Consider the following 25618-nt stretch of genomic DNA (forward strand, 5'->3'; position numbering starts at 1 on the left):
GTCAAACCTCCTGTTCTTTAGGAATGGACAGCATAACCACTGCCATTCCGCTCTTATTGTAAAAATTCAGTCCGTAATTGTTGCCATAAAGTAATTTTAATCTGGAATTAATATTTACCAGTCCAACACCCGAACCCTGGGGATGGATTTCCTTGTTTTCAATTTTGGAAAGTAAGTCAGGATCAATAATGGAACCGGTATTGGATACCTTAATCTGGTAATCCAGTTCCATTTCTTTTATGGTAACCCGGATACAGCACATTTCGTCTGTGGCTTCCATGGCATGCTTTAACGCATTTTCCACCAAAGGCTGAATACACAGCTTGGGAACGAAGATGTGGGAGATATTCTCCGGAACCTCCAGTTCAAAATTCAGTCTGTCTTTAAAACGCATTTCCTGAATCCGGATATAGTCATTTAACACCTCCAGCTCTTCCGATAGGGGAATAATATCCTTCTGACCCGCAATGGAAGCGCGAAATAAGTTACCCAGGGAGCGAACCATCATGGAGATATCGTCAGCTCCGTATTTTTGAGCCATCCAGTTAATGGTATCCAGTGTATTGTATAAAAAATGAGGATTAATCTGCTGTTGGAGCATCTTAATGGTAGAATCCCTTAAAAGAAGCTGTTTATCATAATTTTCGTCTCTTAATACCTTTACACTGTGAGTCATCTCATCAAAGCTGCGGTGAAGCTGGCCGATTTCATCCTGCCTGTTCTCATAATCATAGGATCTGATGTGGTAAACAGGTGGTTCTCCATTACCAAAACGCTGGATTTTTTCAATTAAGTAATCCAGGTGGCGGAAAATATAACGGAAGAGCAAATTAACCAGGATAGCCGTAACCACAATAATGAAAAAGGTAAATAATAGAATCTGCATGGTAATGAGGCGGACGTTTCGAAATAAAGGATTGTAATCTCTGAAATAAAGGTAGTCCCAACCTACATTGGGAATATATCCGTTTATAATAAATTCCTTTTTGTTATCCAGAGATGTAATGGTATAGGCATTTTCCCTGCCCTGCCTGTCCGCAATGAGCTTTAGGCAGTATTCCTGGTGGTAGGCTTCTGCTGGATAGATCCGCTTTTCTCCAGTCATTAAGATAAACCTGGAATTATCTGCCATACTTCCAGAGCTTTTTAAACCATCCTCAATCATGTGTTCCATATCGACGGTGACATAGAGCCCTGCCAGTTTTTTCAGGCTTAAATATTTAAGCTTTAAGATCTGTCTTGCACACACGGTATCATCACCGGGTTCAATAGCAGAAGACCATACCGCTTTTCCTTTTAACTGGTCAATAGAACGGTCAAGTTCTGCCCGGTTAAATTTATTGATATCATCCGAACGCCCCATACAGATATTGGATCCGTCATCTAACACGATGTTAATTGATTTTACATATCTGCTTTGATAGATATAGGAGTAGAGCTGTTGATAAATGTCTCTTTTTGCAAGAGAACGCCGGTCACTGTATGGATTGTCAATCAAAAACGACAGATTCTCCTGCAGAACAGTATCTCCGATGATATTATCCGTAACATTCTCAACCATCTGCATTTCCGATTCCAGATAGGTGGTTACATGGCTTAAAGAGTCAGCATTTGCCTGATAAAGCACTTCGTTGTATCGATTGGCCAGAATTCGAATGCTGATAAAGATAGTAAGGCACAGGGCAAAAAGAGCAAGAAGAAAAACTGTCAGTATTTTTTTGTATAAAGACAGGTTGTTAAACCAGACTGTACATCGTTTCATAATCAGAATTCCTTTCTCAGATAATCGTATTATATAGTAAAAGACCAAAAAAAGAAATTGGTAAACGCTCTCAAATTACACAAAGCTGTTTTTTCAACCATAAAAAGCCGTATTTTAACTTTACGTTTGTGCATATTTGACATAAAATGTGGTTATCTTAATGAAATCAAATGGGAGGTTTTGCAAAATGAAGAAAAGAATCTTAGCAACAACACTTGCAGCAATTCTTGCAGCATCATCATTAGCTGCCTGCGGCTCCAAAACAGAGCCAACAGAAACAACAAAAGCAGATGCAGCTACCACACAGGCAGCTACCACAGCAGCATCCACTGATACCAAAGCAGCAGCATCAGGTGACAAAGTTTCTTTAAGCCTTTGCTGGTGGGGAAATCAGACAAGAAACGATGTAACAAAAAAAGCAGTTGATCTTTACATGAGTAAAAACCCAAATGTAGACATCAAAGTTGAGTTTACTGACTGGTCCGGTTACTGGGACAAGCTTTCTGCTATGGCAGCAGGCGGAAATCTTCCTGATATCATTCAGATGGATTACTCCTATTTAAACCAGTATCAGAAGAGCGGACAGCTTGCTGACTTATCTGAATTCATGAGCAGCGGTGTCATTGATACTTCCAAGATTCCGGAAAGCATCATCAAGAGTGGAGAGGTTGACGGAAAGACTTATGCACTCAGCCTTGGCAGCAATGCTCCTATGATGGTTTATGACAAAGCAGTGGTTGAAAAGGCAGGCGTTACCATTCCTGATCAGCTGACAATGGACCAGCTTTATGACCTTGGCAAGACAATCAGCGAGAAAACCGGTGCTAAAACTCTTTATGATGGCGGAATCAACATGATGCAGATCATGGCAAGAGCCAACGGTTCTCATTTATTTGATGAATTAACCACTGGAAAAGAAGATTCCATGAAGATTTATTTTAACACCATTGAAAAATTTGCTAAATCTGATGCCAGCATTTCCGCAGATTTATTAGCAGAGAAAAATCCTGATGTTGTAGAGACAAAGCCAATCATTGATGGAACAACCTGGAATGATTTAAGCTTATCCAACCAGTTTATCAGTATTTCCAAAACAGCAGGCAGAGAACTTGGAATTACCATGTTCCCAACCATTACAGATGCTAAAGTACAGCCACTGTACTTAAAACCAAGTATGTTCTTCTCCATCGCTGAATCTTCCAAGAACAAGGAAGAGGCTGCAAAGTTCATTGACTGGTTCACAAACAGCACAGAGTGTAATGAAATCCTTCTTGCTGAAAGAGGAATCCCGATCAATACAGAAGTTGCTGATGCAATCAAACCAAAGGCAGATGCAACAGCTCAGACAGTATTTGATTATGTTGCAAAAGTAACTGAAATTGCAACACCTATCGATGCTCCAGACCCATCTGGTAAAGGTGAAGTAGAAGCATTAGGAAAGACAGTTTCTGAAGCAGTCCGTTACGGAGATGCAACAGCAGACGACGCAGTTGGCCAGTTTGTGCCTGAAGCAAAGAAAATACTAGAAGAAGCGGCAAAATAACAGGTAAAATTCTGGAGGGGATAAGATGAAGAACAATCAAATGATCCCGAAAAGAAAAAAATCAGTGGGCCAGATCTTAAACACACCGAAGGTTGCAGGATATGTATTTATCCTGCCCTTCATTATAGGATTTCTTGCCTTTATGGCAATTCCAATGATTTTATCTTTAGGGTTTTCATTCACCAGATACAATATATTAAAATCACCGGTTTTTATAGGACTGGAAAATTATAAAACGATGTTTACGGCGGATCCAAAGTTCTGGAAAGTATTTGGTGTTACCATGTACTATGTTCTGTTTTCGGTTCCTCTCCGGCTTATCATGGCGTTAGCAGTTGCCATGCTTTTAGTAAAAAGCACCAAACTATCCGGATTTTACAGGGCGGTATATTATCTGCCTTCTATTATCGGATCCAGTGTGGCTGTTGCAATTCTCTGGAAGAGAATGTTTGCAAGCGATGGTGTTGTAAACGCATTGTTAGGAATAGTCGGACTTCCCTCTGACCTTGCATGGCTGGGAAGAGCAGATACAGCGATCTGGACTCTGATTATTTTAGCAATCTGGCAGTTTGGTTCTTCCATGCTCATCTTTTTATCCGGTTTAAAGCAGATTCCAGTCAGCCTTTATGAAGCAGCTACCGTTGATGGCGCCAATGGAATTCAGAGATTTTTCAAAATCACAATTCCAATGCTGACACCCACTATTTTCTTCAATCTCATTAACCAGCTGATCAATGGGTTTATGGCATTTACACAAAGCTATATTATTACCCAGGGAAAGCCAAGAGATACAACATTGTTTTATACCGTATACATGTATCAGAATTCCTTTACTTATAATAAACTTGGATATGGCTGTGCAATGGCCTGGTTCATGGTATTCGTTGTAGGCATGCTGACACTGGTACTGTTCAAAACACAGAAAAAGTGGGTACATTACGAAGCGGAAGGGTGATGAAATATGAAAACAGGATATCAGGAAAGAAAATTTGTCACCACAGCGATTTATCATGTATTTACCTTTTTATTTGCATGTGTTATGATATATCCGCTTGTATGGATGGTGATGAGTTCCTTTAAAAATACCAATGAGATTTTCCGGACTGCTGCCAGCCTTTTGCCAGAACACTTTTCTTTAGAAAACTATAAGGTGGGCTGGAAAGGCTTTGCAGGTTATGGTTTTGGGACATTTTTTAAGAATTCCTTTATAATTGCAGGTTTATCCACAGTAGGAGCCGTTATTTCCTCTGCTGTCGTAGGATACGGATTTGCAAGAATTGACTTTAAGTTTAAAGGCTTCTGGTTTGCATGTATGCTTCTTGCAATGATGCTGCCTTTCCAGGTTATCATGATTCCGCAGTACATTATCTTTAATAAAATGGGTTGGGTCGGAAGCTATCTTCCCATTATTGTACCGCAGTTTTTTGGACAGGGCTTTTTTATCTTCTTAAATGTTCAGTTTATAAGAGGTATTCCCATTGATTTGGACGAGGCTGCCAGAATGGACGGTTGTACGATCTACTCCATATTTTACCGGATCATTCTTCCCCTCGTGAAGCCATCTCTGGTTACAAGCGCTATTTTCTCCTTCATGTGGAGATGGGATGACTTCCTTGCAGCTTTGCTTTATTTAAGTGATCCATTAAAATATCCAGTCAGCTATGCATTAAAGATGTTCTCAGATCCGACAGCTGGTTCCGACTGGGGTGCGATGTTTGCAATGGCAACTTTATCTTTGATTCCGATCTTTGTTATTTTCTTGACTATGCAGAAATATCTGGTGGAAGGAATCGCCTCTACAGGAATAAAGGGCTAATAAGGCTTTTTAGGTGGGAGACCCGCATATGCGGTGTTTCCTGCCTTTTTTAAAATTTAAGACAAAAGGTGGAATGACGAATGAATCCGATCAGAAACAGATTATTGGCGGCGCTGGAAGCACTGAAACCGCTATGCTATTCCAATTTAAAACCGGCAGAAGAAATGTGGATCAGCCCCGGAAGTTATGAGTGGAAAGAAGAGTTTGACAGCAGCATTTTAAATTGGGAGTCTTTTGGCAGGGATGAGACCTGGGGAGGATCGGATCGGCATTACTGGTTTAAGACCTGTATTACGGTACCGTCTGATTTAAAAGGAGCGCAGGTAAGAGCAGTCTTAAACACGGGAGCGACGGATATCTGGAATACAGACAATCCTCAGATCATGGTGTTTTTAGACGGAAAGCACTCCGGAACCATGGATATGAATCATCAGGATTTTATTGTGACAGACCATGCAAACGAGGGTGAAACTCATGAGCTGGCATTTTATGCCTATTCCAACAGTTCTGGACGCACGAATTTCTTTCATCTGGAAATCGGAGCCTACGAAGAAGAGGTAGCAAAGCTCTATTATGATCTTGCAGTTCCATTTGAAGCAGCAGATCTTCTGGAAGAAGATGACTTGGAGCAGATTGAGGGATTTAAGGTTCTGTCAGAGGCAGTGAACCGGATTGACTTTACCAGACCCCATTCCAAACAGTTCTTTATATCCGTAAAAGAAGCAGATGAATTCCTTATGAATGCCTACTATAAGGACAGACCGGAAAATCCGGTGACTGTTCACAGCATCGGGCATACTCATATCGATGTCGCCTGGAAATGGCCTTTAAAACAGACAAGACAAAAAGCAGTCAGAAGTTTCCGTACAGTTCTAAATCTTATGGAGCGGTATCCGGAATACAAATTTATGTCCAGTCAGCCCCAGCTTTATGAATTTGTAAAAGAAGAGGCTCCGGAGCTTTTTGAAGAAATAAAGGAAAAAATAAAAGAGGGACGCTGGGAGACAGAGGGTGCTATGTGGCTGGAACCGGACTGTAACTTAGCATCAGGTGAATCCTTAGTCCGTCATATTCTTTATGGAAGACGATTCTTCGAAAAGGAACTTTCCGGTCCTGTAAACGAAGTGCTCTGGCTTCCGGATGTATTCGGCTACAGCGCTGCCATTCCACAGATTATGAAGCAGTCCGGATTGTCTTATTTTATGACAACGAAGCTTGGCTGGAACGAATACAATCAGTTTCCCTATGATACCTTTGTGTGGCGTGGAATTGACGGCAGTGAGGTTTTGACTTATCTGATTTCCACCAAGGATTACCACAAGAAAGACCAGCCATCCAAAGGCTACAGCACCACCTACAACGGCAGACAGGATCCCAAACAGATCATGGGGACCTGGCAGAGATTCCAGAACAAGGACGTCAGCCGTGATGTACTGACCTGCTACGGATATGGTGACGGAGGCGGCGGCCCAACAGAAGAAATGCTGGAACAGAGCCGTAGAATGGAATTAAATGTGGCCCGCTGTCCAAAGACGGAACAAACTTTTGTTAAGGACTTTTTTCACAAGCTGGAGGAGGGGCTGGATAAAAAACGGCTTCCTGTATGGGCTGGTGAATTGTATCTGGAATTCCATCGGGGAACTTATACCTCCATGGCAAAAAACAAGAAATACAATAGAACCTGCGAGTTTCTAAACGGAGATGCAGAGTTTTACTCTGTTCTTCAATCCCTTCTTACCAAAAGCGGGAAATATCCAAAGAGTCAGCTGGATGAAAACTGGAAGCTTCTGTTGTTAAACCAGTTTCATGATATTCTCCCAGGATCATCCATTAAAGAGGTATATGAGGATTCTGAGATTCAGTATAAGAAAATCATGGAATCAGATCTTGATATAATTAATCAGAGCCATGAAAGTATTTTGAAGGTATCTGGATTTGAATGTGAAAGAAAGAACCCGACTGCCCTTGCAGTATGGAACTCTCTAAGTTTTAAAAGAACCGGAATTGTTGAATTTGAGACTGCGGTTAAGAATCTTTCAGCGATCACCCAGCAAACCTTTGACGGACACATGATCGCATTGGCTGAGGCTGTGCCATCAAAGGGTGTAACGGTACTTTCGGCAGGTGATTCATTGGAGAAGGCAGAGTCCGTATTTACTTCTGTGGAATGCAGGGAAGAGGGAGCTGTGATAAAGGCAGTCAGCCCATATTATGAGGTGGAATTTGACCAGCAAGGAAATCTATCCCGTATCTACGACAGAACAGAAGAAAGAAGTCTGTTAAAGGAAGGAAAAGCGGGTAATGAACTGCTTGTATTTGAAGACCGGCCACTGGAATTTGATGCATGGAATATTGATTCTACCTTTGAGGAGAAACAGTGGCAGGTAAATGACGTAACGGAAATAAAGCTGTTAGAAAATGGCCCGGTCAGAGCAGTGGTACTTGTAAAACGGAAATTCATGGATTCTGTCATTGAACAGCAGATCTGCTTTTACAGTCATACAAAGAGAATTGATTTTAAGACCAGAATCGACTGGAATGAGCATCAAATGCTGTTAAAGGCTGCCTTCCCTCTGGATATTCTGTGTAACGAGGCCAATTATGACATTCAGTTTGGTAATGTAAGCCGGCCGACACACAAAAATACCACCTGGGATCAGGCAAGATTTGAAGTATGTGCCCATAAATGGGCGGATGTTTCAGAAGCAGGGTATGGCGCTGCTGTTTTAAATGACTGCAAATACGGTTATGACGTTCAAGATTCTGTCATTCGCCTTACGTTATTAAAATCCGGCATTTTCCCAAATCCGGATGCAGATCAGGGTGAGCATACATTTACCTATTCTCTGCTGCCTCATAAAGGAGATTTCCGTACTGGCAGAGTAATACAGGAAGCGTATGACTTAAACTGTCCTCTTACTTCTACTGAAATTAAGGGAGATGGTGTTCTGTCCTGTTCCTTCTTAGAAATTGAGAATGAAAATATACTGGCTGACACAGTGAAGCGTTGTGAAGATGGGGATGGACTGATTGTACGTTTCTATGAGTCTTATGGCATGCGGACCAATACCCACGTAACATTCTCCATGACAGAGGGTGCACAGATCAGCGAATGCAACTGTATGGAAGAGGAGACGAATAAGGTTCCGGCAGAAAACGGACGGATTGCTCTTTCCTTTAAGCCTTATGAAATAAAAACCATAAAGATTCAATTGTAGGAATTATATTTTTGCAAGATTTGCAAAAGATATACAGTAACTTGACAAACTATGCATAGTCACTGCCTGTGAGATATCATATAATGGTGCAATATAACTGTATCAGAAAAGGGAGGATATGCAGATGGAGCTTGCTGCAGAACGAAACGGACGGATTCACATATGGATGGAAGAATTAAAAAACCATTTATTTGAAAGACTTTCATCAGTGACTTTTACCGGTTTTACGACAAAAGAGCATTTCTCTTATGAGGAAGCACTAAAACAGGAGTTTTACCCCATGCCTCAGGGAACCCCCTGGGGCAGCAAATGGGAATACGGCTGGTTTTTAACAGAGATCGTTATGCCGAAAGAGGCGGAGGGAAAGCGGATTTTCCTTCACCCGGAGGTGGGCGGTGAGATGCTTTTATGGGTAAATGGGAAAACGGCAGGTTCCAGAGATTTAAAGCACGATGGAATTACACTGACACGCCATGCAACGGCAGGTGAGCGTTTTGTTGTTGTGGCAGAAAGCTATGCAGGGCATGGACCGAGACTGGAAAAGGGCGGACCATGCCCTGATTTTCGTACTGCGGTTCCAGAACCACCGGAGTTTCAGGTTAAGGTAGGAGATTCGGATTTTGGAATCTGGAACGAAGATGCATTTCAGCTGCTTATGGACGTATTTACATTAAGTAAGCTTTCTGAGGGGCTTGATCCCAAATCCTTAAGAGCGATGAAAATAAATCAGGGACTTTTGGAATTTACATTTACAGCTGACTTTGAACTGGACCGGGAAGGACGGAATGAATCGTTTCGTGAGGCCAGGAAAAAACTGGCGCCACTTCTTACCTGCGTAAACGGATCAACGGCTCCGGAGTTCACCATTTTCGGACAATCCCACCTGGATCTGGCATGGCTGTGGCCATGGGAAGAGACAAAACGCAAATGTGCAAGAACCCTATCCACCCAGATTGCCTTATCCGATGAATATGAAGATTATAAATTTCTCTTATGTGAGCCGCCGATTATGGAGAATGTAAAAGAACATTATCCTGAGTTATATGGACGCCTTTTAAAGAAAGTGGAAGAGGGATCCTTTATCCCTGAGGGCGGCATGTATGTGGAACCTGATACCAATCTGGTATCGGGAGAGAGCCTGATCCGTCAGTGTCTGTACGGAAGAAAGTGGTTTCGAAAAGAACTTGGCATAGAAAGCGTTATGGTCTGGCTGCCGGACTGCTTCGGCTTTAACGGACAGCTGCCCCAGATTATGAAAGGCTGTGGAATCCGTTATTTTGCAACTCAGAAGATGGCCAGAGCGCTGAAGGGCTGTGATGGTTTCCCTTATAATAATTTTTGGTGGGAAGGAATCGATGGTACCAGGATACTGACCCATTTTTATAAAAAGAACAATGCAAGGCTGGATCCTCTTGATCTGATAACCAGATGGGAGGAAGACCGGGTACAGCAGGAAAATATTGATACCTTTATTTTCCCGTTTGGATTCGGTGATGGCGGCGGCGGTGCCACCAGAGAGATGGCTGAGGTGGCAAAACGGGTGAAGGATTTAGAAGGTGCGCCCCGTACCCGCATGGAAAGTCCGGTTAAATTCTTTGAAAGACTGGAAGAAGAAAACTCTGTAAAAGAGGTTTACAGAGGGGAACTATACCTTCCATGGCATAGAGGAACCTATACGTCCCAGGCGCGGATTAAGAAGGAAAACCGGTCGATGGAACGAAAGCTCCGGGAAGCGGAGATGCTTAATGCCATTGCGTGTATTGTGGAGAGCGGTGAGAATAAAAGAGAAGAACTGGAAGCTTTGTGGAAAGTCCTTCTGTTTAATCAGTTCCATGATATTATACCGGGAACTTCCATCACAAGAGTTTATGAGGATGCACAAGCCCAGTTAAAAGAAGCTGGAGAGGATGCACGCAGTCTTTACGAGGAAGCGAAGAAAAAGATCACTGGTTCAAAAGAGGACGGATTGCTGGTGTTTAACTCACTTTCCTGGGAGCGGGAAGAACTTGTGGAGATTCCCCTTGAAGAAGGAGAGGAATTAATCAGCTGTGGCAGACTGCCGGTAAGTCAGAGAATTGGAGATCAATTGCTGATACCCGTAAAGGTACCTTCCTGTGGTTATGCACAGATTGTAGAAAACAGCTGTGCAATTTCGGAAGATACTTGCAGAATCTATGAAGAAAACGGATTCTTTATTTTGGAAAACCAGCTTTTAAAAGTAATCATTGATCACATTGGACAGGTACGGAGCGTACTGGAACGGGAAAGTGGAACGGAATTTGTTGACGGAATTGCAAATCAGTTTCTTCTTTATCAGGATATCAATGTGGATTACGATGCATGGGAAATCAGCTCTTTCTATAAAAATGTGCCAGTGAAACTGAATCAGGAAGCAGCAATTTCCATCGAGGAGACAGGCCCTTTGAAGGTGGTGCTTCTTGTAAAGCGGCAGATTCATAAGTCAGCCATGACCCAGAGAATCTCTTTGTCTTATCACAGCAGGCGGATCGATTTTGCAACAGAGATTGACTGGCAGGAAACCCACAAGCTGTTAAAAACTTCGTTTCCGGTTACGATACGGGCAGAGGAAGCGTTGGAAGAAATACAGTTTGGTTATGTGAAACGGCCAACTCACCGTAACCGCCGTTATGATGCAGACCGGTATGAGGTGTGCAATAACCGTTATACTGCGATGTCAGAGCCTGGAAGAACAGCTGCAGTGCTCAATGATTCCAAGTACGGAATCAGTACGGACGGGAATGCAATGGAACTGACCTTGTTAAAAGCACCTGTGTGGCCGGATATGTATGCAGATAAAGGGATGCAGGAATTTACTTACTCCTTTTATGTAACAGGCAGTGATTTTGCGGGCAGCGGTGTGGTTCGTGAAGGAATGCAGCTGAACAGCCCACTTAAATTCTGGGGAAAAGGGGAAGGTACGAAAGAATACTTTAGTATTTCGTCAGATAATGTGATTCTGGAGACTGTTAAAATGGCAGAAGACGGAGAAAATCATTTGATTTTAAGATTTTATGAGGCTTTTGGAAGGCATACTTCCAGCGTCGTTAAAACTCGTTTTAAAATCAGCAAATTGTGGGAGACTAATATGGAAGAAATCATATCACCCCCAACTACACTGCCTGTGAAACTACTTGAGAATAAAAGTGAGATTCTCCTGGATTTTGCTCCATTTGAAATAAAAACATTGCGTTTAGTTTTATAAACGCAAAAAATGCGAGTAAGATGGTTTCAATAAAAACAAATTACGCATAGCAACAATGTACCCAAAATATTATAATGTTTTCATCAGCTTTAAGAAAAAACACACCAAAATTTGATATGGAGTTAACAAAATGCAAAAGAAGCTAATCATTTTTACAGACAGTGGGGATACCATTATTGACGAAGGTACTGAAATTCGTAATGATGAGGATATTGTGATCCACGCAGAATTAATTCCCGGTGCGGGAGAGACCTTAAAAGCTCTTTACGATGCCGGTTATGTCATTGCTATGGTGGCTGACGGAGAAGAACAGTCCTTCACCAATGTTTATGAAGAAAATGGCCTTGGTTATTGCTTCCACACCAGAACAATTTCCGAGATCGTTGGGGTCCAGAAACCTTCCGAGAGAATGTTTATAGATGCCATGGAGAAAAATCACCTGACCGAAGAAGATAAAAAACGGGTGGTTATGATTGGAAACAATGTAAGAAAGGACGTAGCCGGAGCCAACCGCTTTGGAATTACCTCTATCCTCATTGACTGGTCTCCACGCTATGATATGAATCCGGCTGATGAATGGGAAACGCCGGACTATACCGTCCATGAGCCAAAAGAGCTTCTGGCACTGATTGAGAGTCTGGAGGCTAAGCTTCAAAAAGACGGAAACGAATAGAAGGAGGGTATGGATATTATGAAAGAAAAGAGAATCAAGGAAAAGGCACGTAAGATTCCTTTTAAGGTGTATGTGCGCAATACCTGGCAGCTTTACTTAATGCTTCTGATTCCGGTTATTTATATGCTTATGTTCCGTTATAAGCCAATGATCGGAGGAATTATTGCTTTTAAGAAATTTAACGTATTTGCTGGAATATGGAATAGCCCATGGGTTGGTTTTTCTCATTTTAAAGAGGCATTCGGTTCCAAAGATTTCTGGAATGCGTTAGTCAATACATTGATATTAAATATCGGTGACCTGATTATTGGATTCCCGGTACCAGTACTGATTGCTGTATTCCTGTTTGAAATCAGAAATGTGCATATCAGAAAAGCCACACAGACTATTTTATATCTTCCAAACTTCCTTTCCTGGGTTATTATTGCAGGTATCATTACCCAGCTGTTCTCTACAAGCGGTCTTGTAAATGATATTTTCCGCAAAGTAGGAGCCCGGGAAGTGAACTTCTTAAGTAGTCCTTTTATATGGAGATTTGTTTACTGGTTTGCAGGAATCTGGCAGTCAGCAGGTTATTCTCTGATTATTTATCTTGCGGCGCTTACTGCTACGGATCCATCTCTTGGAGAAGCAGCTTATATTGATGGCGCAACCAGATTACAGAGAATTGCGCATGTGACTATTCCACAGATCAGACCTACCATTTCAATCATGCTTATTATGCAGCTTGGTAAGATCGTCTCCATCGACTTTGACCGTCCATTTATGATGGGAAATACACTGGTTAAAAGTGCATCCGACGTTATCAGTACTTATGTTTATAGTGTAGGTCTTCAGGCAGGCCGTTTCGATTTCGCTACTGCCGTGGGTCTCTTCCAGTCCGTTGTCGGAATCATTATGATTCTGTCAGTGAATCAGATTTCTAAAAAAATGGGAGAGGAGGGAATTATGTAATGAGCGAATTAAAGAGCAAAGCAGACAGAAGGTTCCAGCTCTTCTGGAACACATTTTTCGTAGTAATCAGCATCGTGGCATTGATTCCCATAATCAGGGTTGTATCCATGTCATTAAGTTCCAAGGATGCCATTCTGGGTGGTAAAGTTTTCCTTTATCCTGTCCAGTTTACCGTGGAAGCTTATGTCAGATCATTTCACAGCGGAAGCTTCGTATCCTCATTTATTTACTCAGTGTTCCTGATGCTTGGATCTACTTTTGTATGTATCATCATGACCGTACTTGCAGCTTATCCCCTTTCTAAGAGGAACTTAAAGGGCGGAGCAGTGATTATGACCTTGTTTGTACTGACTATGTATTTAGATCCAGGTATTATTCCGAAGTATTTAAACGTAAAAAGCCTGAAACTTATCGATACCGTTTGGGCTTTGATTATACCTGAAGCACTGAGTGCGTATAACATGATCATCATGTGTACTGCATTTAAGGGACTGGATTCATCCCTTTACGAAGCAGCAAAGATTGATGGCTGTAATGAAGTACAGACATTATTCAAAGTAGCACTCCCATTGGTTTATCCAACACTGGCAACACTGGCACTGTTTTATGCAGTGGGTAGATGGAACCGTTTAAGCGATGTTCTTTACTACGTAAACTCTTCTAAGCTGTATACCGTACAGATGGTATTAAAACAGCTGATTGAAGCAGTAAAGCTGACCCAGGAGGAAGGTATCCAGTCTCAGCTTGTAGCAGATAATATTAAATCAGCAAGTATTGTAATTTCCATGACACCAATGGTGATTGCATATCCATTTATTCAGAAATATTTTACAAAGGGCATTATGCTTGGTGCCGTTAAAGGTTGATTATTTATTAATTAAATAATAAAAACGATTATGAAAGGGAGGTTTTATAATGAAAAAAGCAAAATTATTAAAGAGCTGTGTAGCTGTTTTAGCTGCAGCATCTCTGGTAACCGGATGTGGTTCCGGCGCAGCAAAAGATGCAACAACCGCAACAACCGCAGCAGCTGGCGGTACAGAAACAAAGGCAGCAGAGGCTTCCTCTTCCGCTGACAAGGGCGAAGAAGTAACAATCAAGGTTATGATCTGGGACAGAGGTGATGCAGCTCCCGGTACAACTGTAGAGAATAATACCCAGACAGAATGGGTAAAGAAACAGGTTAAAGAAAAGTACAATATTAACGTAGAGTACGTTTCAGTACCAAGATCTTCTTCTGATGAAAAAGTAAATATTATGATGTCTGGCGGAAGTGCTCCTGATATCGTATTTACCTATAATCAGGGTCTCTTCAACAGCTTTGCCCAGGCTGGCGGTCTTACCGATTTAACTGAGGCTTATGAAAAGAACGGCGCAGATATTAAGAAATTCGTTGCAGATGCTCAGAACATGGGACAGATTGATGGAAAGCAGTTTGCAATTATGAAACAGAGAGGTGTTGAATCTCCTCGCCATACAGCTTATATCCGTCAGGACTGGCTGGATAAACTTGGAATGCAGATGCCAAAAACCAAAGAAGAGCTTACTGCTTATTTACAGGCAGTAAAAGACAAAAACCCTGGTGGCGTAGACAATGTAATTCCATGGGCCATGAGCGGACGTAATGATACTGAAAAGGGTTATATCAATTACCTTGGTTCTTATGTAAATCTTGCAGGCGATAAGGATGCTTATGTATACAGTGAAGCTTATATGGCTGTAGCTCCTGGCGCTATTGATGGTATTAAAAAATTAAATGAACTTTATAACAAAGGACTTATTAATAAAGATTTTGCAACTGATACAAACGAAGATCTTTACAAGGCTCAGGTAACAGCTGGTAACGTTGGTTTCTTCCTTGACGATACAGAAAGTCCTTGGAACTATATCACTGTATTAAATCAGAGCGCAGGCGGAAGAACTTTCGTTCCTGTACAGTGCTTTGAACTGGCTGATGGTTCTTATCGTACACCATTTGAGCCTAGATACGGTATGTTTGTAATGGTACCAAAGAGCAGCGAGAAGAAGGCAGATGCCTGCATGAAGTATTTAAACTGGATGGCAGATCCGGCAGTTGCTGAAAATATCGTATTCACCGCAGAACACAAGAGAGATGAAAACGGAGTTCCGATTAAGTTATCCAGTGAAGAGCTTTCTTCTAAGGGATATCCAGGAACCTGTGATGACTTAAATATCGTTAACCTTGCTATGGATTGGACTAAAAATAAGGATTCAATCGTTTCTAAATGGGTGAAAGATCAGTCTGTTGAGTGGGAAACCCCTGACTGGTTCTCTAATTTCTATGATGTTCGTTCCGAAGGAAAGTTCCGTTTCCCTGTATATGCTAACGTTTCACAGGCAGAAGCTGATTACGGTAAGAATGTTGAGAACTTAATGGTAGGTTATGTTTACAAGCTGATCAGCTGTACACCGGATCAGTTCGATAGTCTGCAGAAGACAGAATATGACAACCTTGTAAATGCAGGGCTGCAGAAGATTCTTGACGCAAGAGCAGAATATTTTGACACAATAAAGTAATTCCTTAACGGGGCAGCAGGCTATAAGAAGCTCGTTACAGCTCTTTCTCATCGAAATAAGGATGATGCCGGGAAGCTGTAACGGGCTTTTTCTGCCCATCTGATCGTTAAAGAATTGTCGGAATGCTGTTTCCGCCACCATCTTTACGGAATTCAGAGGGCGACTGGCTGCAATACTTTTGAAAGATTCGGTTAAATTGTGAAAAGCTTGTAAATCCGCATTCTTCCGCCAGTTCAGAAATCTTCTTTTTCGTGTTTAACAGCAGGTATTGTACGTTTCGGATCCGTGTCATCTGAATGTACTGGGTCAGGGTGTAGCCTGTCACATCTTTAAACTGATGGGACAGATAGTAGGGACTGATATAAAATTCCCTGGAAAGGGAGTCCAGTGTTAATTCTTCTGAATAATGATTATGAATGAAGTTGGCAATGGTGTATATTTTTTGGGAAGCTTCATCCTTTAGTGGTTCGTTGGTATAGGTGTTAAATGGTGCCAGCTGCCGTAAAGTATAGAGAAATTCCACAAACATTCCGTGAACAATCAATGATTTAAGTTCCGGTTCCTCGTCCTGAAAGGAGTAGCGGTAAATGCGATTGAGCTTTTCGTTAATCAGCTGCTGCTGTTTAGAAGGAAAACGGAAGATCGGAAGTGGGGAATAAAACGGTTCAAACAGCTTCTGGTAAGTTTCTGGCATGCCCCAAAGTGCAGGGGGATATAAAAAGCCGATCACAAGCCGTTTGCTTGGAGCACCTTTCTGATATTCAGACCGGTGCAGAACCGATGGCCGTAGAAGCACAATATCTCCAGAACGTATGGAATAAGGAATACCTTCTACCAGATGGCTTGCCTGAGGACTGATCAGTATCATCAATTCATAAAAAGAATGGAAATGCTGAAATGGCATATTGATATCAAAGGAGCGTTCATCATAATCGAAGTAATAGTATAGGGAATGCTGGATATCGTTAATGGTGATATTATGTCTTTTTTTATAAAGCAGAGTATCATCAGGATTTGTCATAGGAACCACCTTTATACTTTCTATGGAATAGTCATGTATCGGATATACATTATAGCAGAATGATGACAAGATGTGCAATACATTGGCAAATAAAAAAGAAAAATATTGTAGAGATTGCAATGTGCCCCAACTATTTTGTTGGATGGCAGCAGAAAGGAAGTGGCAAAAGAATGGAAAATTTAAAAGAAAAAATAAACCTGCTTGTATCCAGCTTTGAGAAAATTCTGTATGATGAAGATGATATCTTTTTAAAAAACATGCAGACAAATAATCTTGCTGGAGACAATCCGGAACGGTATCGCTATTGGGAATGGACACAGGGAGTAGGCTTATTCGGTTTATGGAAGATCTATGAAGAAACCGGTGAAGAAGAAATTATAGAGAAACTGAACAAGTATTATGAAAGACAGCTTACCATTGGTTTGCCTGCCCGTAATATTAACACAACAGCTCCTCTTCTGGCTTTAACCTATCTGGTTGAGAAAGACGGAAATGAGACCTATATGGAAATCTGCCGGGACTGGGCACAGTGGCTTGTGGATGAACTTCCCAAAACAGAAGAAGGCGGATTTCAGCACCTGACTTCTGATACCTTAAATGAGCAGGAACTTTGGGATGACACCCTCTTTATGTCCGTTTTATTCCTTGCCCGTATGGGTGTGATTCTTAAGAAACAGGAATGGATTGACGAGGCTGAATATCAGTTCCTGATCCATGTAAAATATCTGGCTGACAAAAAGACTGGTCTCTGGTATCATGGCTGGACGTTCCATGGCTGCCATAACTTCGCCGGCGCATTCTGGGGAAGAGGTAACAGCTGGATCACAATGGCGATTCCGGAGCTGTTCGGCATCATTCCATGCAGCGGTGCTGTTAAACACTATTTAACAGAAGCATTAAAAAATCAGATTGATGCGTTGGTTTCTTACCAGAACGAAAACGGCATGTGGCATACAGTCATTGATGACAATACCTCTTATGTTGAGGCCAGTGCAACCTGTGGTTTTGGTTATGGAATATTAAAGGCGGTTCATTTAGGACTTGTAGATGCTTCTTTTGAGGCAAGTGCCAGAAAGGCTCTTTTGCCCGTTCTTCAGTGTATTGATACAGAAGGTGTGGTACATCAGGTATCCTATGGAACACCGATGGGAAGAGAAAGTGTACAGTTCTATAAAGATATTGAACTTCGCCCAATGCCATACGGACAGGCAATGGCTATGCTGTTCCTGTTAGAAGCATCAAAATAATAAAAGACAAAGGGCGGACCCATTTTACGGCAATCCGCTCTTTTACTATGGAGGAAAAAATGAGCACAGACTTAGAATTACTGGCAGCCTATAAACCAGTCATCATGCAGGATAAAAAAGAGCCTTTTGTAATTACAGCCATGGGATGTACTATTTTCCGGGAAACAAAGAAAAGCGAATCATTTCCAAAACGTGAGATTGTGATTAATAAGGAAGAAGTGGATTTTGCAATCGAGTATGCCATCTGGTATGATTTTGATATCCAGCATTTATACGAGCTGGAACATGTCTGGGTTTATGTTGACTATAATGGCAGAGTAAAAAAAGTGGAAGCCAGCTTCCATGGCAAGTTTTTAAATATGGTAGACTTAGAAAATGGTGAGCTGATCCTTAAGGACGGTACCCATCCAGTGGTCTATGCCCAGCCTGGCAAGCACGCGCTGGTGCCTGATCCCAGAGTGATCAGAATGATACCGGCCTGGTTAGAAAGCTGCCAGGAGATGGCAGGGTTAGACGGTGTCCTGGTTCAGGATATGTTTGAGGATCAGATTCATACCGATGATGATCTGCAGAAAATGACTGAGACATATATTAAGGAAGTATTTGGGTTTAAGCCTTCTATGGAATTTGTACCATTTATCCTGGAAAATGACAAGCTGATGTCCTGGGAAGAATTGAAAGATTCCATTCCTGACCGTGTTAACAAACAGATTGCAGTGATTAAAGCTTACTTTCACAAATAAAGAATGAGGGTGCAGGAATGCACCCTCATTTCACTTTAATAGGCGGCTGGAACCGCACGAAGTGATATTGTATGCTTAAAGCAGGTAAAGTCAGTAAAATAGACCGTATAACAGTCCTGTGAACGTCCCTGACTTCCGAACTTGCCTGCTACATAGTTATGTGCACCAAAGCCAGGTCCGGCTGTAATGGCGTATTTACCCTTGGAAGCAGTAACAGTCCCTTCTCTTGCCACAATTCCGCCGCCTGCATTCCCTTCAGAGATGAAATAAGGGGATTCTAGCCGGCAGCCTGCATCAAATGCAAGTTCCACACGCAGTGGAGCCCGGTCAATTCCAGCGGTTTCTATGGTAATATCAACTCCATCCGCTTCCTCCGTAACAGTCAGTACAAAATTCATGTCTGGTCCATGTAATTTTTCTCTCTTTGAGTGATCCATCTTCCACCAGTCGGCGGTGTCCTGAGGTTCCTGAAAGGGAAGGTAGTACCAGCCCGCCATTTTCTGATTCAGTACAAATCCCTCATCTCCGGGAAGCTGAACCAGATTCTCCGGAACGAAGTATCTGTGTTCACAGAAGCTTGCACCAATTTTCATACTGACGCATAAATCCCCATGTACAAAATAGAGAAAGGAAGGGCTGCTTTTTAAAATGGAACAGGAATAAGCTTCTCTGCGAAGCCGTACAATGCCGGAATCAGTATAGTGATGGCAGTAGTTAGTCAGAATCTTGCTTTCCTCATATTCAAACTCGCCCAGTTCAGGAAGAAGCATGAAATGAATCAGCCAGTCCAGAGGTCCGATTCCTTTTGTAACAGCCTGATCCATGATAAAGCAGGCGGCCTGCAAAAAGGTCTCGTTGTGGAATTTAATTCCCATATATAAGTATTCCAGATAATATCCGGTTGGGTAAACCCTTGTGCCCCGATCCTGTCTTGTAGAGTTATTGGTAAAGATACTTCCGTCCGGCTCCATATAGTGAAGCATCATGGTTAAATTTCTTTTAACAGGCTCATACCAGGAATCGTCACCGGTTGCCATTGCCAGCATGATCATGGCATTGTTATTAACCAGGTTATATCCTCCTGCTGACCGTTCTGCGTATTCTCCGTCTTCATTGCAGTCGCAGCCTTCGATTAAGAATTTCTCTGCCCCTTTCTTCATGGATTCATCTGAAGTGAGGCGATAGAGCATCATTAAAGTGGAAGCAATGGCCCAACGGTGGTTGGGAGTGTGGAATCCCCCGTTTATCATGGCCTTTCCGCCTTTGACCAGAATGGACTCCATAACAGGCATAAGAGTAGAAAGCATGGTCCGTTCCATAGAAGGGCAGTCTTCCTTCTCTGACAGCCGGTTTAAATAGATATAAGCGGGCAGAAGTCCGTCAATGCAAAATGCCGTATCTGCACCAGAATAAAAATTACAGTTTATCAGATCAAAAAATCCGTTTTCCCGCTGACCGTTTGCAATATAGGAGAGAGCGATGGATATTCTATTGTATATATCTTCATTGCCGTAAAAACGGCTTTGACTGTTAAATAAGCAGGCGGTCATGGTTGTCACCTGAAAGATGGCAAGTTTTGGTTCTACCAGCCCGTCATGATCACGAAAACCTCCATAGAATTCTGAGGTCTCATCCATGACCTGCTGATTCATAATTTCTTCTGTTTTCCGGTCGCTGTATAAAATGATTTTTTCGTAATGTTTTTTCATAGAAGCTCCATTCTCCGCAATCAGCGGCTTAAGTCTTTGCCGTTTTTATTGTATCACGGGAGTGGGAGCGGGACAATGCAGATGTTGCCAATCTGTTTTTTAAAGTTCGTAAAAATTGCGGTTCTTATTTAGAAAAAGAGGGCTGGGAGTAATATCCTATTGATTTGTTAGGAAGACATGATAAAAAAATGGAGCACCGCAGGATTGGGGAAATACGGTACTCCTAAGAAGAGTTACATAAAGTATAACGCAAGAAAACGGTTAAGTAAAGATAAATATGTAATTTTTTTTATAAATTAGTGAAAACTTTAAAAAAACAATGGGTATTTGAGATTATATAAGTGAGAACAACCGTGTTATTATGCAGTTGAAAATTAATTTCATATTGAACAGGTTGCTGCATAGATTATACCATATGCTCCATCTGAGATAGCAGGAGGTGCGAATGGAAAAAATTCTGGACAATCGATATTATGATTTAATTATTAGCAATGCCCTGGTCACTTCGTATAATACTGGTGATAACATTACCATGCTAAACGATTTGTTTTCTCTGCTTCATATTCCAAAGGACCGTATGGAGCCTTGTGATCTTGGAGTAAATGCCTATCACAGCTTTCCGGAGCTATATACACTGGAATCGGTTGTCAGCATGGAAAATACCGGTGAAGTATCAAGGCAGATCGCTGCTACCCGGGGACTGTTCGGCAGAGGTGTCATAGTGGGAATTGTTGATACAGGGATTGACTACCGCCATCCTGCCTTTATGAATAATGACAGAACCAGCCGTATTCTATCTATATGGGATCAGACAGTAGAAGGTACACCCCCGTCAGGTTTTAACTTTGGATCCGAATACACAAAGGATCTGATTAATTTTGCTCTTCTTTCCCAATATCCCTATAACATTGTACCGACTAATGATCCCTATCGGCATGGAACTGCAATTGCAAGCATTATCGCAGGACGATCTAACGATAAGGAAGAATTTAGCGGGGTAGTACCCCAGGCTGACTTAGTGGTTGTAAAGTTAAAGGAAGCAAAAGAAAATTTAAAAAGACTGTTTTGCGTTCAAACTGATGCCCTGTGCTATCAGGAATCAGATATTATATTAGGAATAAGGTATTTACTAACCGTCTCAAACAAGTTAAATCGCCCCCTGGTAATCTGTCTGACGCTGGGAACCAATCAGGGCGGACATGACGGGCGGGGGGCTTTAAGTACCTATTTAGACAATCTGATGCTGTTGCCTAAAATAAGTATCATTACCTCGTCAGGTAATGAAGGAAATAGCCGCAGGCACTATTATGGGGATGTCACAGAAGAACCGTTTACTGACAGTTTTCAGTTAAACTCAGGAGGAATAGACAACGAATACTTTATAGAAATCTGGCCCTTCATTCCTTCCAGACTTTCCATACAGCTGACAGCACCCACCTGGGAAAGCACCCAGGTTATAAAGCCTGCATTAGGAGAGTGCAAAAAGCTGACTTTTCAATCCATTAAAACCAATGTCTGGATAAATAATATTTTATTTGAATCACAGACTGGGAATCAGCTCATCCTGCTTCGGTTCCGGAATATGGAACCGGGTATCTGGTATATCAGGCTGGATAATAAAGATGCAATACCGTTTTCATTTCATTGCTGGCTCCCGTCTGGAAATTTGATTTCAAATGAGACTTATTTTGTAAATTCTGATCCCAATACAACCATTACCATGCAGGGTGATACTGCAAATCTTCTGACAGTTGCGGCGTATAACCAAGATACAGGATCCATTCTTGCGCAGTCCAGCAGAGGATATACAAGGCTGGGAGGGATAAAACCGGATCTGGCTGCACCCGGGTATAATATTCCATGTGCAATACCAGATTTTCAGTATGGAACAGCCACTGGAACCGGAGTAGCTGCGGCATATGCTGCCGGGATAGCTGTCAAGATCATAGAATGGGCATACATCAAAGGAAATTACACTGCGATTACAGGTAACCAGATCAATCGTCTGATGATGAGAACGGCAGAGCGAGACCCTGATGCTGTTTATCCCAATAATATCTGGGGGTATGGAAAAATCAGTATTGACAACATCTTTAATGAAATATTAGTCTTTTAACTGCCGCCTCTACGTATATTAAACAACTAATAAAACAGTGGGGCATGACTGAAGAATCACGATTCATTCCGTGATATTGGCGGGTTATCGGTAACCCGGCCCGCCTACTTCATGTCGCCTAATTCTTTTCTGACTCTGGGGTTGATTCCCCTGCGTTTCATCTCACTTAAAATGTTTTCAAATTCGTCCGGCGGAGCAACTGGAATATCTATATCTTTACTTGCTGCTTCCAGCCGGTCAAATTCTTGAGCCAGTTTTTTTTCCTTCTTGAAATTCATAATTATCACCTCCAGGTGAATTATAAATGAATTAGATATTAAACTATATATAAAATATTGAGTTTACTGCAGTATTACGAACAATTGACAAAGGATAATGGCGGGTATCCGGTGTTCGGTCCCGCCAATTGAAAACATAAGTGCTATAAAAATCAAGTACGATTAATACCAGAAAGCCGATTTAATATATTGTATATATTTATCTGTCCATATCCCCAAATATTATTAGGATAGATATATAGATTGTTGCGCTTAGCCTCCCGTATAATCATACGATTGATCTGAATACCAGTGACAGCTGTAAAGTTCCCTTTACCATAAGCCCATTCCAGAATCATGGCAATCACTCCCGCGGTATGTGCCGCAGCAGCGCCTGTTCCTGTAAGCGTACTGTACTGCTCTTTAGGAATAGCACAAGGAAGCTGGTATCCAGGAGCGGCAATATCTGGTTTAATAAGACCGCTTCTTGTATAACCTCTCCCGGATTCAACCAGTATTGTATCATTATATTGATTATAGGCGGTAACAGTCAGAGCGCTCATCGTGTTACCAGGCGTTGTAATAGTTGTGTTTGGATCACCTTTTAAGAAATAGGTTTCATCGGAAAGCAGATTTCCAGATGGCAGCCAGGAGTGAAAAGAGAACGGTTCCTTTTCATTATTACGCACCAGAAAATTCCAGATTCCCGGAAGGGGATTTTCAAACCGTATTAAAATGACAGGATCCCCAGTACTGCTCTCAAAGGAGATGTTATTAACCCAGATAAAACTCTGACTGTTTCTTAAAATAATTCCCTGACACTCATTGAGCGATGGATAAACAATCTGGGTTTTTTCACGAGTTGGCGTTGTAATTTCAATAGAGAATCTCTGAGGAGCATACGGCCAGATTTCCATAGAAAACCGTCTGTCACTGATCCCGATATTTAAGGCAAAGTTATTGTAGAACGGCTCGGATATAGTGTTATTAAAGTAATGCCTGTTATTGCCTCCTTCGTTTCCTGCAGAAACAGATATTCCGATTCCGGGGAAACGTGAAATAATGTCCAGATAAGTGCTTAAAGGACCATAACCATCATGTCCTCCATGACTGCTTCCAAGAGCAATACATATGACGAGAGGGCGGTTCAGCTTTTGAGATATTGTTATAAGGTAACGTACGCCAAGCATGATATCGGATTCTTGAAAGCATAGTGAATCTGGAGGAGCGAAGAAGATATTTTTAAGGTTATGCTTTGCTTCTTTTAACTTTACCACTACCAGTTCGGATTGTGGAACAATTCCGGAAAAAGAATGATCTGAATCGGGTTTACCTGCAATGATACTGGCAATCGCTGTTCCGTGTCCATTGGTATCCATTGAGGGGACAATTGAGGCTGGGTCTCTAGAGATTAATGCATTATTAATAAGAATTCTACTGTATTCCGTACCAAACGTAAAGCCGGAGGGCGGTAAGCCTTCCTGAATTGTCTGATCCCATATAGACAGGATGCGGGTAGTTCTGTCGTTATTTATAAAAGCGGAATGCTGATAATCAATACCGGTATCTATAATGCCAATGATAACTCCTTGGCCGAACAGAAGGAAATCAGGGTTGTTTTGAACCGCTTCAATGCCGGATTTTTCCATGCTGAGAGAAGAGGTAAGTGTAAACAGTGCAGGAAGGGTTTCATAAGGGCTTTGTTCCAGACCGCAGGCATCTTTTTCATATTTCAGGACATGCTTCAATGAGTGAAGACTGTTTAATAATGTAACATCATCACTGCCATAGGAAGAGACGGTAACATTATTTACGATTAAATCATAATAATCATCATCTAATATTTTTAACAAGATTTTTCCCCTTCTGTTTCGACAGGTTTGTAATATATTTTATGCCTTGGGGGATTAGTTATGAAAAATAATGCAAAAAAAATGAAAACACCGGATTACCTTGTATTAACGAGGGACTCCGGTGTTTCCATCAATTCATAATTCATGCGGGTAACAGGACTTGAACCTGCACGGTCTCCCACCAGAACCTAAATCTGGCGCGTCTGCCAATTCCGCCATACCCGCTGATAGCAAACAGATCATAATAAAATGAGACACCGGGGATTCGAACCCCGGACAACTTGATTAAAAGTCAAGTGCTCTACCACCTGAGCTAGTATCCCATACTGGGCTAGTTGGATTTGAACCAACGAATGCAGGAGTCAAAGTCCTGTGCCTTACCGCTTGGCGATAGCCCAATAACATCTCCTGATAAAAAAAAATTCCCTTTAAGGGAAAGGTGAGTACAGGGATTCGAACCCTGGGCCTCCAGAGCCACAATCTGGCGCGATAACCAACTTCGCCATACCCACCATAAAAAGCTTCACACTGCTGGTTGACAGTGTGAAACGAGCCTGAAGGGATTTGAACCCCCGACCCACGGCTTAGAAGGCCGTTGCTCTATCCAACTGAGCTACAGACTCAAGAGCGGGTGATGGGAATCGAACCCACGTATCTAGCTTGGAAGGCTAGTGTTCTACCATTGAACTACACCCGCAAGGGATTTTTGAGAATTAAATGACTTGATCTCAAGTCGGGGTGACAGGATTCGAACCTGCGACTTCCTGGTCCCAAACCAGGCGCTCTAGCCAAGCTGAGCCACACCCCGAAGGTTTTTTGCGTCTTTGTTTTTTTCTTGTTTTCCGCAACGCAAGAGTTATTATATATGATGGATATAGATTTGTCAACAATATTTTTAAAAAAAAATAAAAATCGAAAAAAGCAGATATTTGCGTGATTTTTTAA

The 25618-nt window shown here is 41.9% G+C and carries 17 protein-coding genes and 7 tRNA genes; 12 read left to right on the top strand and 12 right to left on the bottom strand.

Annotation, left to right across the window (positions count from 1 at the left end; translation table 11 throughout):
* Window position 1: 1 nt before the first annotated feature.
* Entirely contained in the window at window positions 2-1762 is a 1761-nt protein-coding gene (locus tag ACOAOT_RS00475) for a sensor histidine kinase (RefSeq protein ID WP_420215141.1), read from the bottom strand.
* A 187-nt stretch (window positions 1763-1949) separates the two neighbouring features.
* On the opposite strand from ACOAOT_RS00475, the gene ACOAOT_RS00480 reads away from it, so the two are divergent.
* The 9 genes from ACOAOT_RS00480 (at window position 1950) to ACOAOT_RS00520 (ending at window position 15727) form a co-directional block, all read left to right on the top strand.
* The gene (locus tag ACOAOT_RS00480) at window positions 1950-3305 is read left to right on the top strand and encodes an ABC transporter substrate-binding protein (protein WP_420215142.1); all 1356 of its coding nucleotides are present in this window, start codon (window positions 1950-1952) and stop codon (window positions 3303-3305) included.
* Between the two features lie 25 nt (window positions 3306-3330).
* On the top strand, window positions 3331-4260 hold the full coding sequence (locus ACOAOT_RS00485) for a carbohydrate ABC transporter permease (protein WP_330590520.1): 930 nt from the start codon (window positions 3331-3333) through the stop codon (window positions 4258-4260).
* Between the two features lie 6 nt (window positions 4261-4266).
* Window positions 4267-5121: a carbohydrate ABC transporter permease gene (locus tag ACOAOT_RS00490; protein ID WP_420215143.1), complete on the top strand. Its 855-nt coding sequence runs from the start codon at window positions 4267-4269 to the stop codon at window positions 5119-5121.
* 80 nt (window positions 5122-5201) lie between these two features.
* Window positions 5202-8339: an alpha-mannosidase gene (locus ACOAOT_RS00495; protein ID WP_420215144.1), complete on the top strand. Its 3138-nt coding sequence runs from the start codon at window positions 5202-5204 to the stop codon at window positions 8337-8339.
* A 124-nt stretch (window positions 8340-8463) separates the two neighbouring features.
* The gene (locus ACOAOT_RS00500) at window positions 8464-11562 is read left to right on the top strand and encodes an alpha-mannosidase (protein WP_420215145.1); all 3099 of its coding nucleotides are present in this window, start codon (window positions 8464-8466) and stop codon (window positions 11560-11562) included.
* A 130-nt stretch (window positions 11563-11692) separates the two neighbouring features.
* Window positions 11693-12235: an HAD family hydrolase gene (locus ACOAOT_RS00505; protein WP_104438282.1), complete on the top strand. Its 543-nt coding sequence runs from the start codon at window positions 11693-11695 to the stop codon at window positions 12233-12235.
* A gap of 18 nt (window positions 12236-12253) precedes the next feature.
* Window positions 12254-13189 carry an ABC transporter permease gene (locus tag ACOAOT_RS00510; protein WP_420215146.1) on the top strand — a complete coding sequence of 312 codons (936 nt, stop codon included), beginning with the start codon at window positions 12254-12256 and terminating at the stop codon, window positions 13187-13189.
* Window positions 13189-14055, top strand: a complete 867-nt coding sequence (locus ACOAOT_RS00515; RefSeq protein ID WP_420215147.1) for a carbohydrate ABC transporter permease — start codon at window positions 13189-13191, stop codon at window positions 14053-14055. The genes ACOAOT_RS00510 and ACOAOT_RS00515 overlap by 1 nt, the downstream gene beginning before the upstream one ends.
* A gap of 49 nt (window positions 14056-14104) precedes the next feature.
* Window positions 14105-15727 carry an extracellular solute-binding protein gene (locus ACOAOT_RS00520; RefSeq protein WP_420215148.1) on the top strand — a complete coding sequence of 541 codons (1623 nt, stop codon included), beginning with the start codon at window positions 14105-14107 and terminating at the stop codon, window positions 15725-15727.
* Between the two features lie 106 nt (window positions 15728-15833).
* On the opposite strand, the gene ACOAOT_RS00525 is transcribed toward ACOAOT_RS00520, so the two are convergent.
* A complete protein-coding gene (locus tag ACOAOT_RS00525; RefSeq protein ID WP_420215149.1) occupies window positions 15834-16748 on the bottom strand; it encodes a helix-turn-helix transcriptional regulator in 915 nt (304 codons plus the stop codon).
* 170 nt (window positions 16749-16918) lie between these two features.
* Between ACOAOT_RS00525 and bglB the strand changes: the two genes are divergently transcribed.
* Together bglB and ACOAOT_RS00535 are read left to right on the top strand one after the other, a co-directional pair.
* Window positions 16919-17995 carry a beta-galactosidase BglB gene (gene bglB, locus ACOAOT_RS00530; protein WP_420215150.1) on the top strand — a complete coding sequence of 359 codons (1077 nt, stop codon included), beginning with the start codon at window positions 16919-16921 and terminating at the stop codon, window positions 17993-17995.
* 59 nt (window positions 17996-18054) lie between these two features.
* Window positions 18055-18738, top strand: coding sequence for a hypothetical protein (locus ACOAOT_RS00535; protein ID WP_420215151.1), 684 nt, complete (start codon window positions 18055-18057; stop codon window positions 18736-18738).
* Window positions 18739-18773: 35 nt separating this feature from the next.
* On the opposite strand, the gene ACOAOT_RS00540 is transcribed toward ACOAOT_RS00535, so the two are convergent.
* On the bottom strand, window positions 18774-20447 hold the full coding sequence (locus ACOAOT_RS00540) for a hypothetical protein (RefSeq protein ID WP_420215152.1): 1674 nt from the start codon (window positions 20445-20447) through the stop codon (window positions 18774-18776).
* A 445-nt stretch (window positions 20448-20892) separates the two neighbouring features.
* On the opposite strand from ACOAOT_RS00540, the gene ACOAOT_RS00545 reads away from it, so the two are divergent.
* Window positions 20893-22563, top strand: a complete 1671-nt coding sequence (locus tag ACOAOT_RS00545) for a S8 family peptidase (protein ID WP_420215153.1) — start codon at window positions 20893-20895, stop codon at window positions 22561-22563.
* A 104-nt stretch (window positions 22564-22667) separates the two neighbouring features.
* Here the strand turns inward: ACOAOT_RS00545 and ACOAOT_RS00550 are convergent, their stop codons facing one another.
* From ACOAOT_RS00550 to ACOAOT_RS00590, 9 genes are all read right to left on the bottom strand, one after another.
* A complete protein-coding gene (locus tag ACOAOT_RS00550; protein ID WP_420215154.1) occupies window positions 22668-22841 on the bottom strand; it encodes a hypothetical protein in 174 nt (57 codons plus the stop codon).
* A gap of 152 nt (window positions 22842-22993) precedes the next feature.
* The gene (locus ACOAOT_RS00555) at window positions 22994-24673 is read right to left on the bottom strand and encodes a S8 family peptidase (protein ID WP_420215155.1); all 1680 of its coding nucleotides are present in this window, start codon (window positions 24671-24673) and stop codon (window positions 22994-22996) included.
* A 145-nt stretch (window positions 24674-24818) separates the two neighbouring features.
* A tRNA-Leu gene (locus ACOAOT_RS00560) sits at window positions 24819-24898 on the bottom strand.
* A gap of 25 nt (window positions 24899-24923) precedes the next feature.
* Window positions 24924-24996: transfer RNA gene (locus ACOAOT_RS00565), tRNA-Lys, on the bottom strand.
* A 3-nt stretch (window positions 24997-24999) separates the two neighbouring features.
* Window positions 25000-25071: transfer RNA gene (locus ACOAOT_RS00570), tRNA-Gln, on the bottom strand.
* 39 nt (window positions 25072-25110) lie between these two features.
* Window positions 25111-25186, bottom strand: a tRNA-His gene (locus ACOAOT_RS00575).
* 36 nt (window positions 25187-25222) lie between these two features.
* Window positions 25223-25296, bottom strand: a tRNA-Arg gene (locus tag ACOAOT_RS00580).
* 3 nt (window positions 25297-25299) lie between these two features.
* Window positions 25300-25370 (bottom strand) — tRNA-Gly (locus ACOAOT_RS00585).
* A gap of 36 nt (window positions 25371-25406) precedes the next feature.
* A tRNA-Pro gene (locus ACOAOT_RS00590) sits at window positions 25407-25481 on the bottom strand.
* Window positions 25482-25618: the final 137 nt, after the last annotated feature.

The sequence above is a fragment of the Lacrimispora struthionigena genome (assembly GCF_048627165.1).
Taxonomy (GTDB): Bacteria; Bacillota; Clostridia; order Lachnospirales; family Lachnospiraceae; genus Lacrimispora.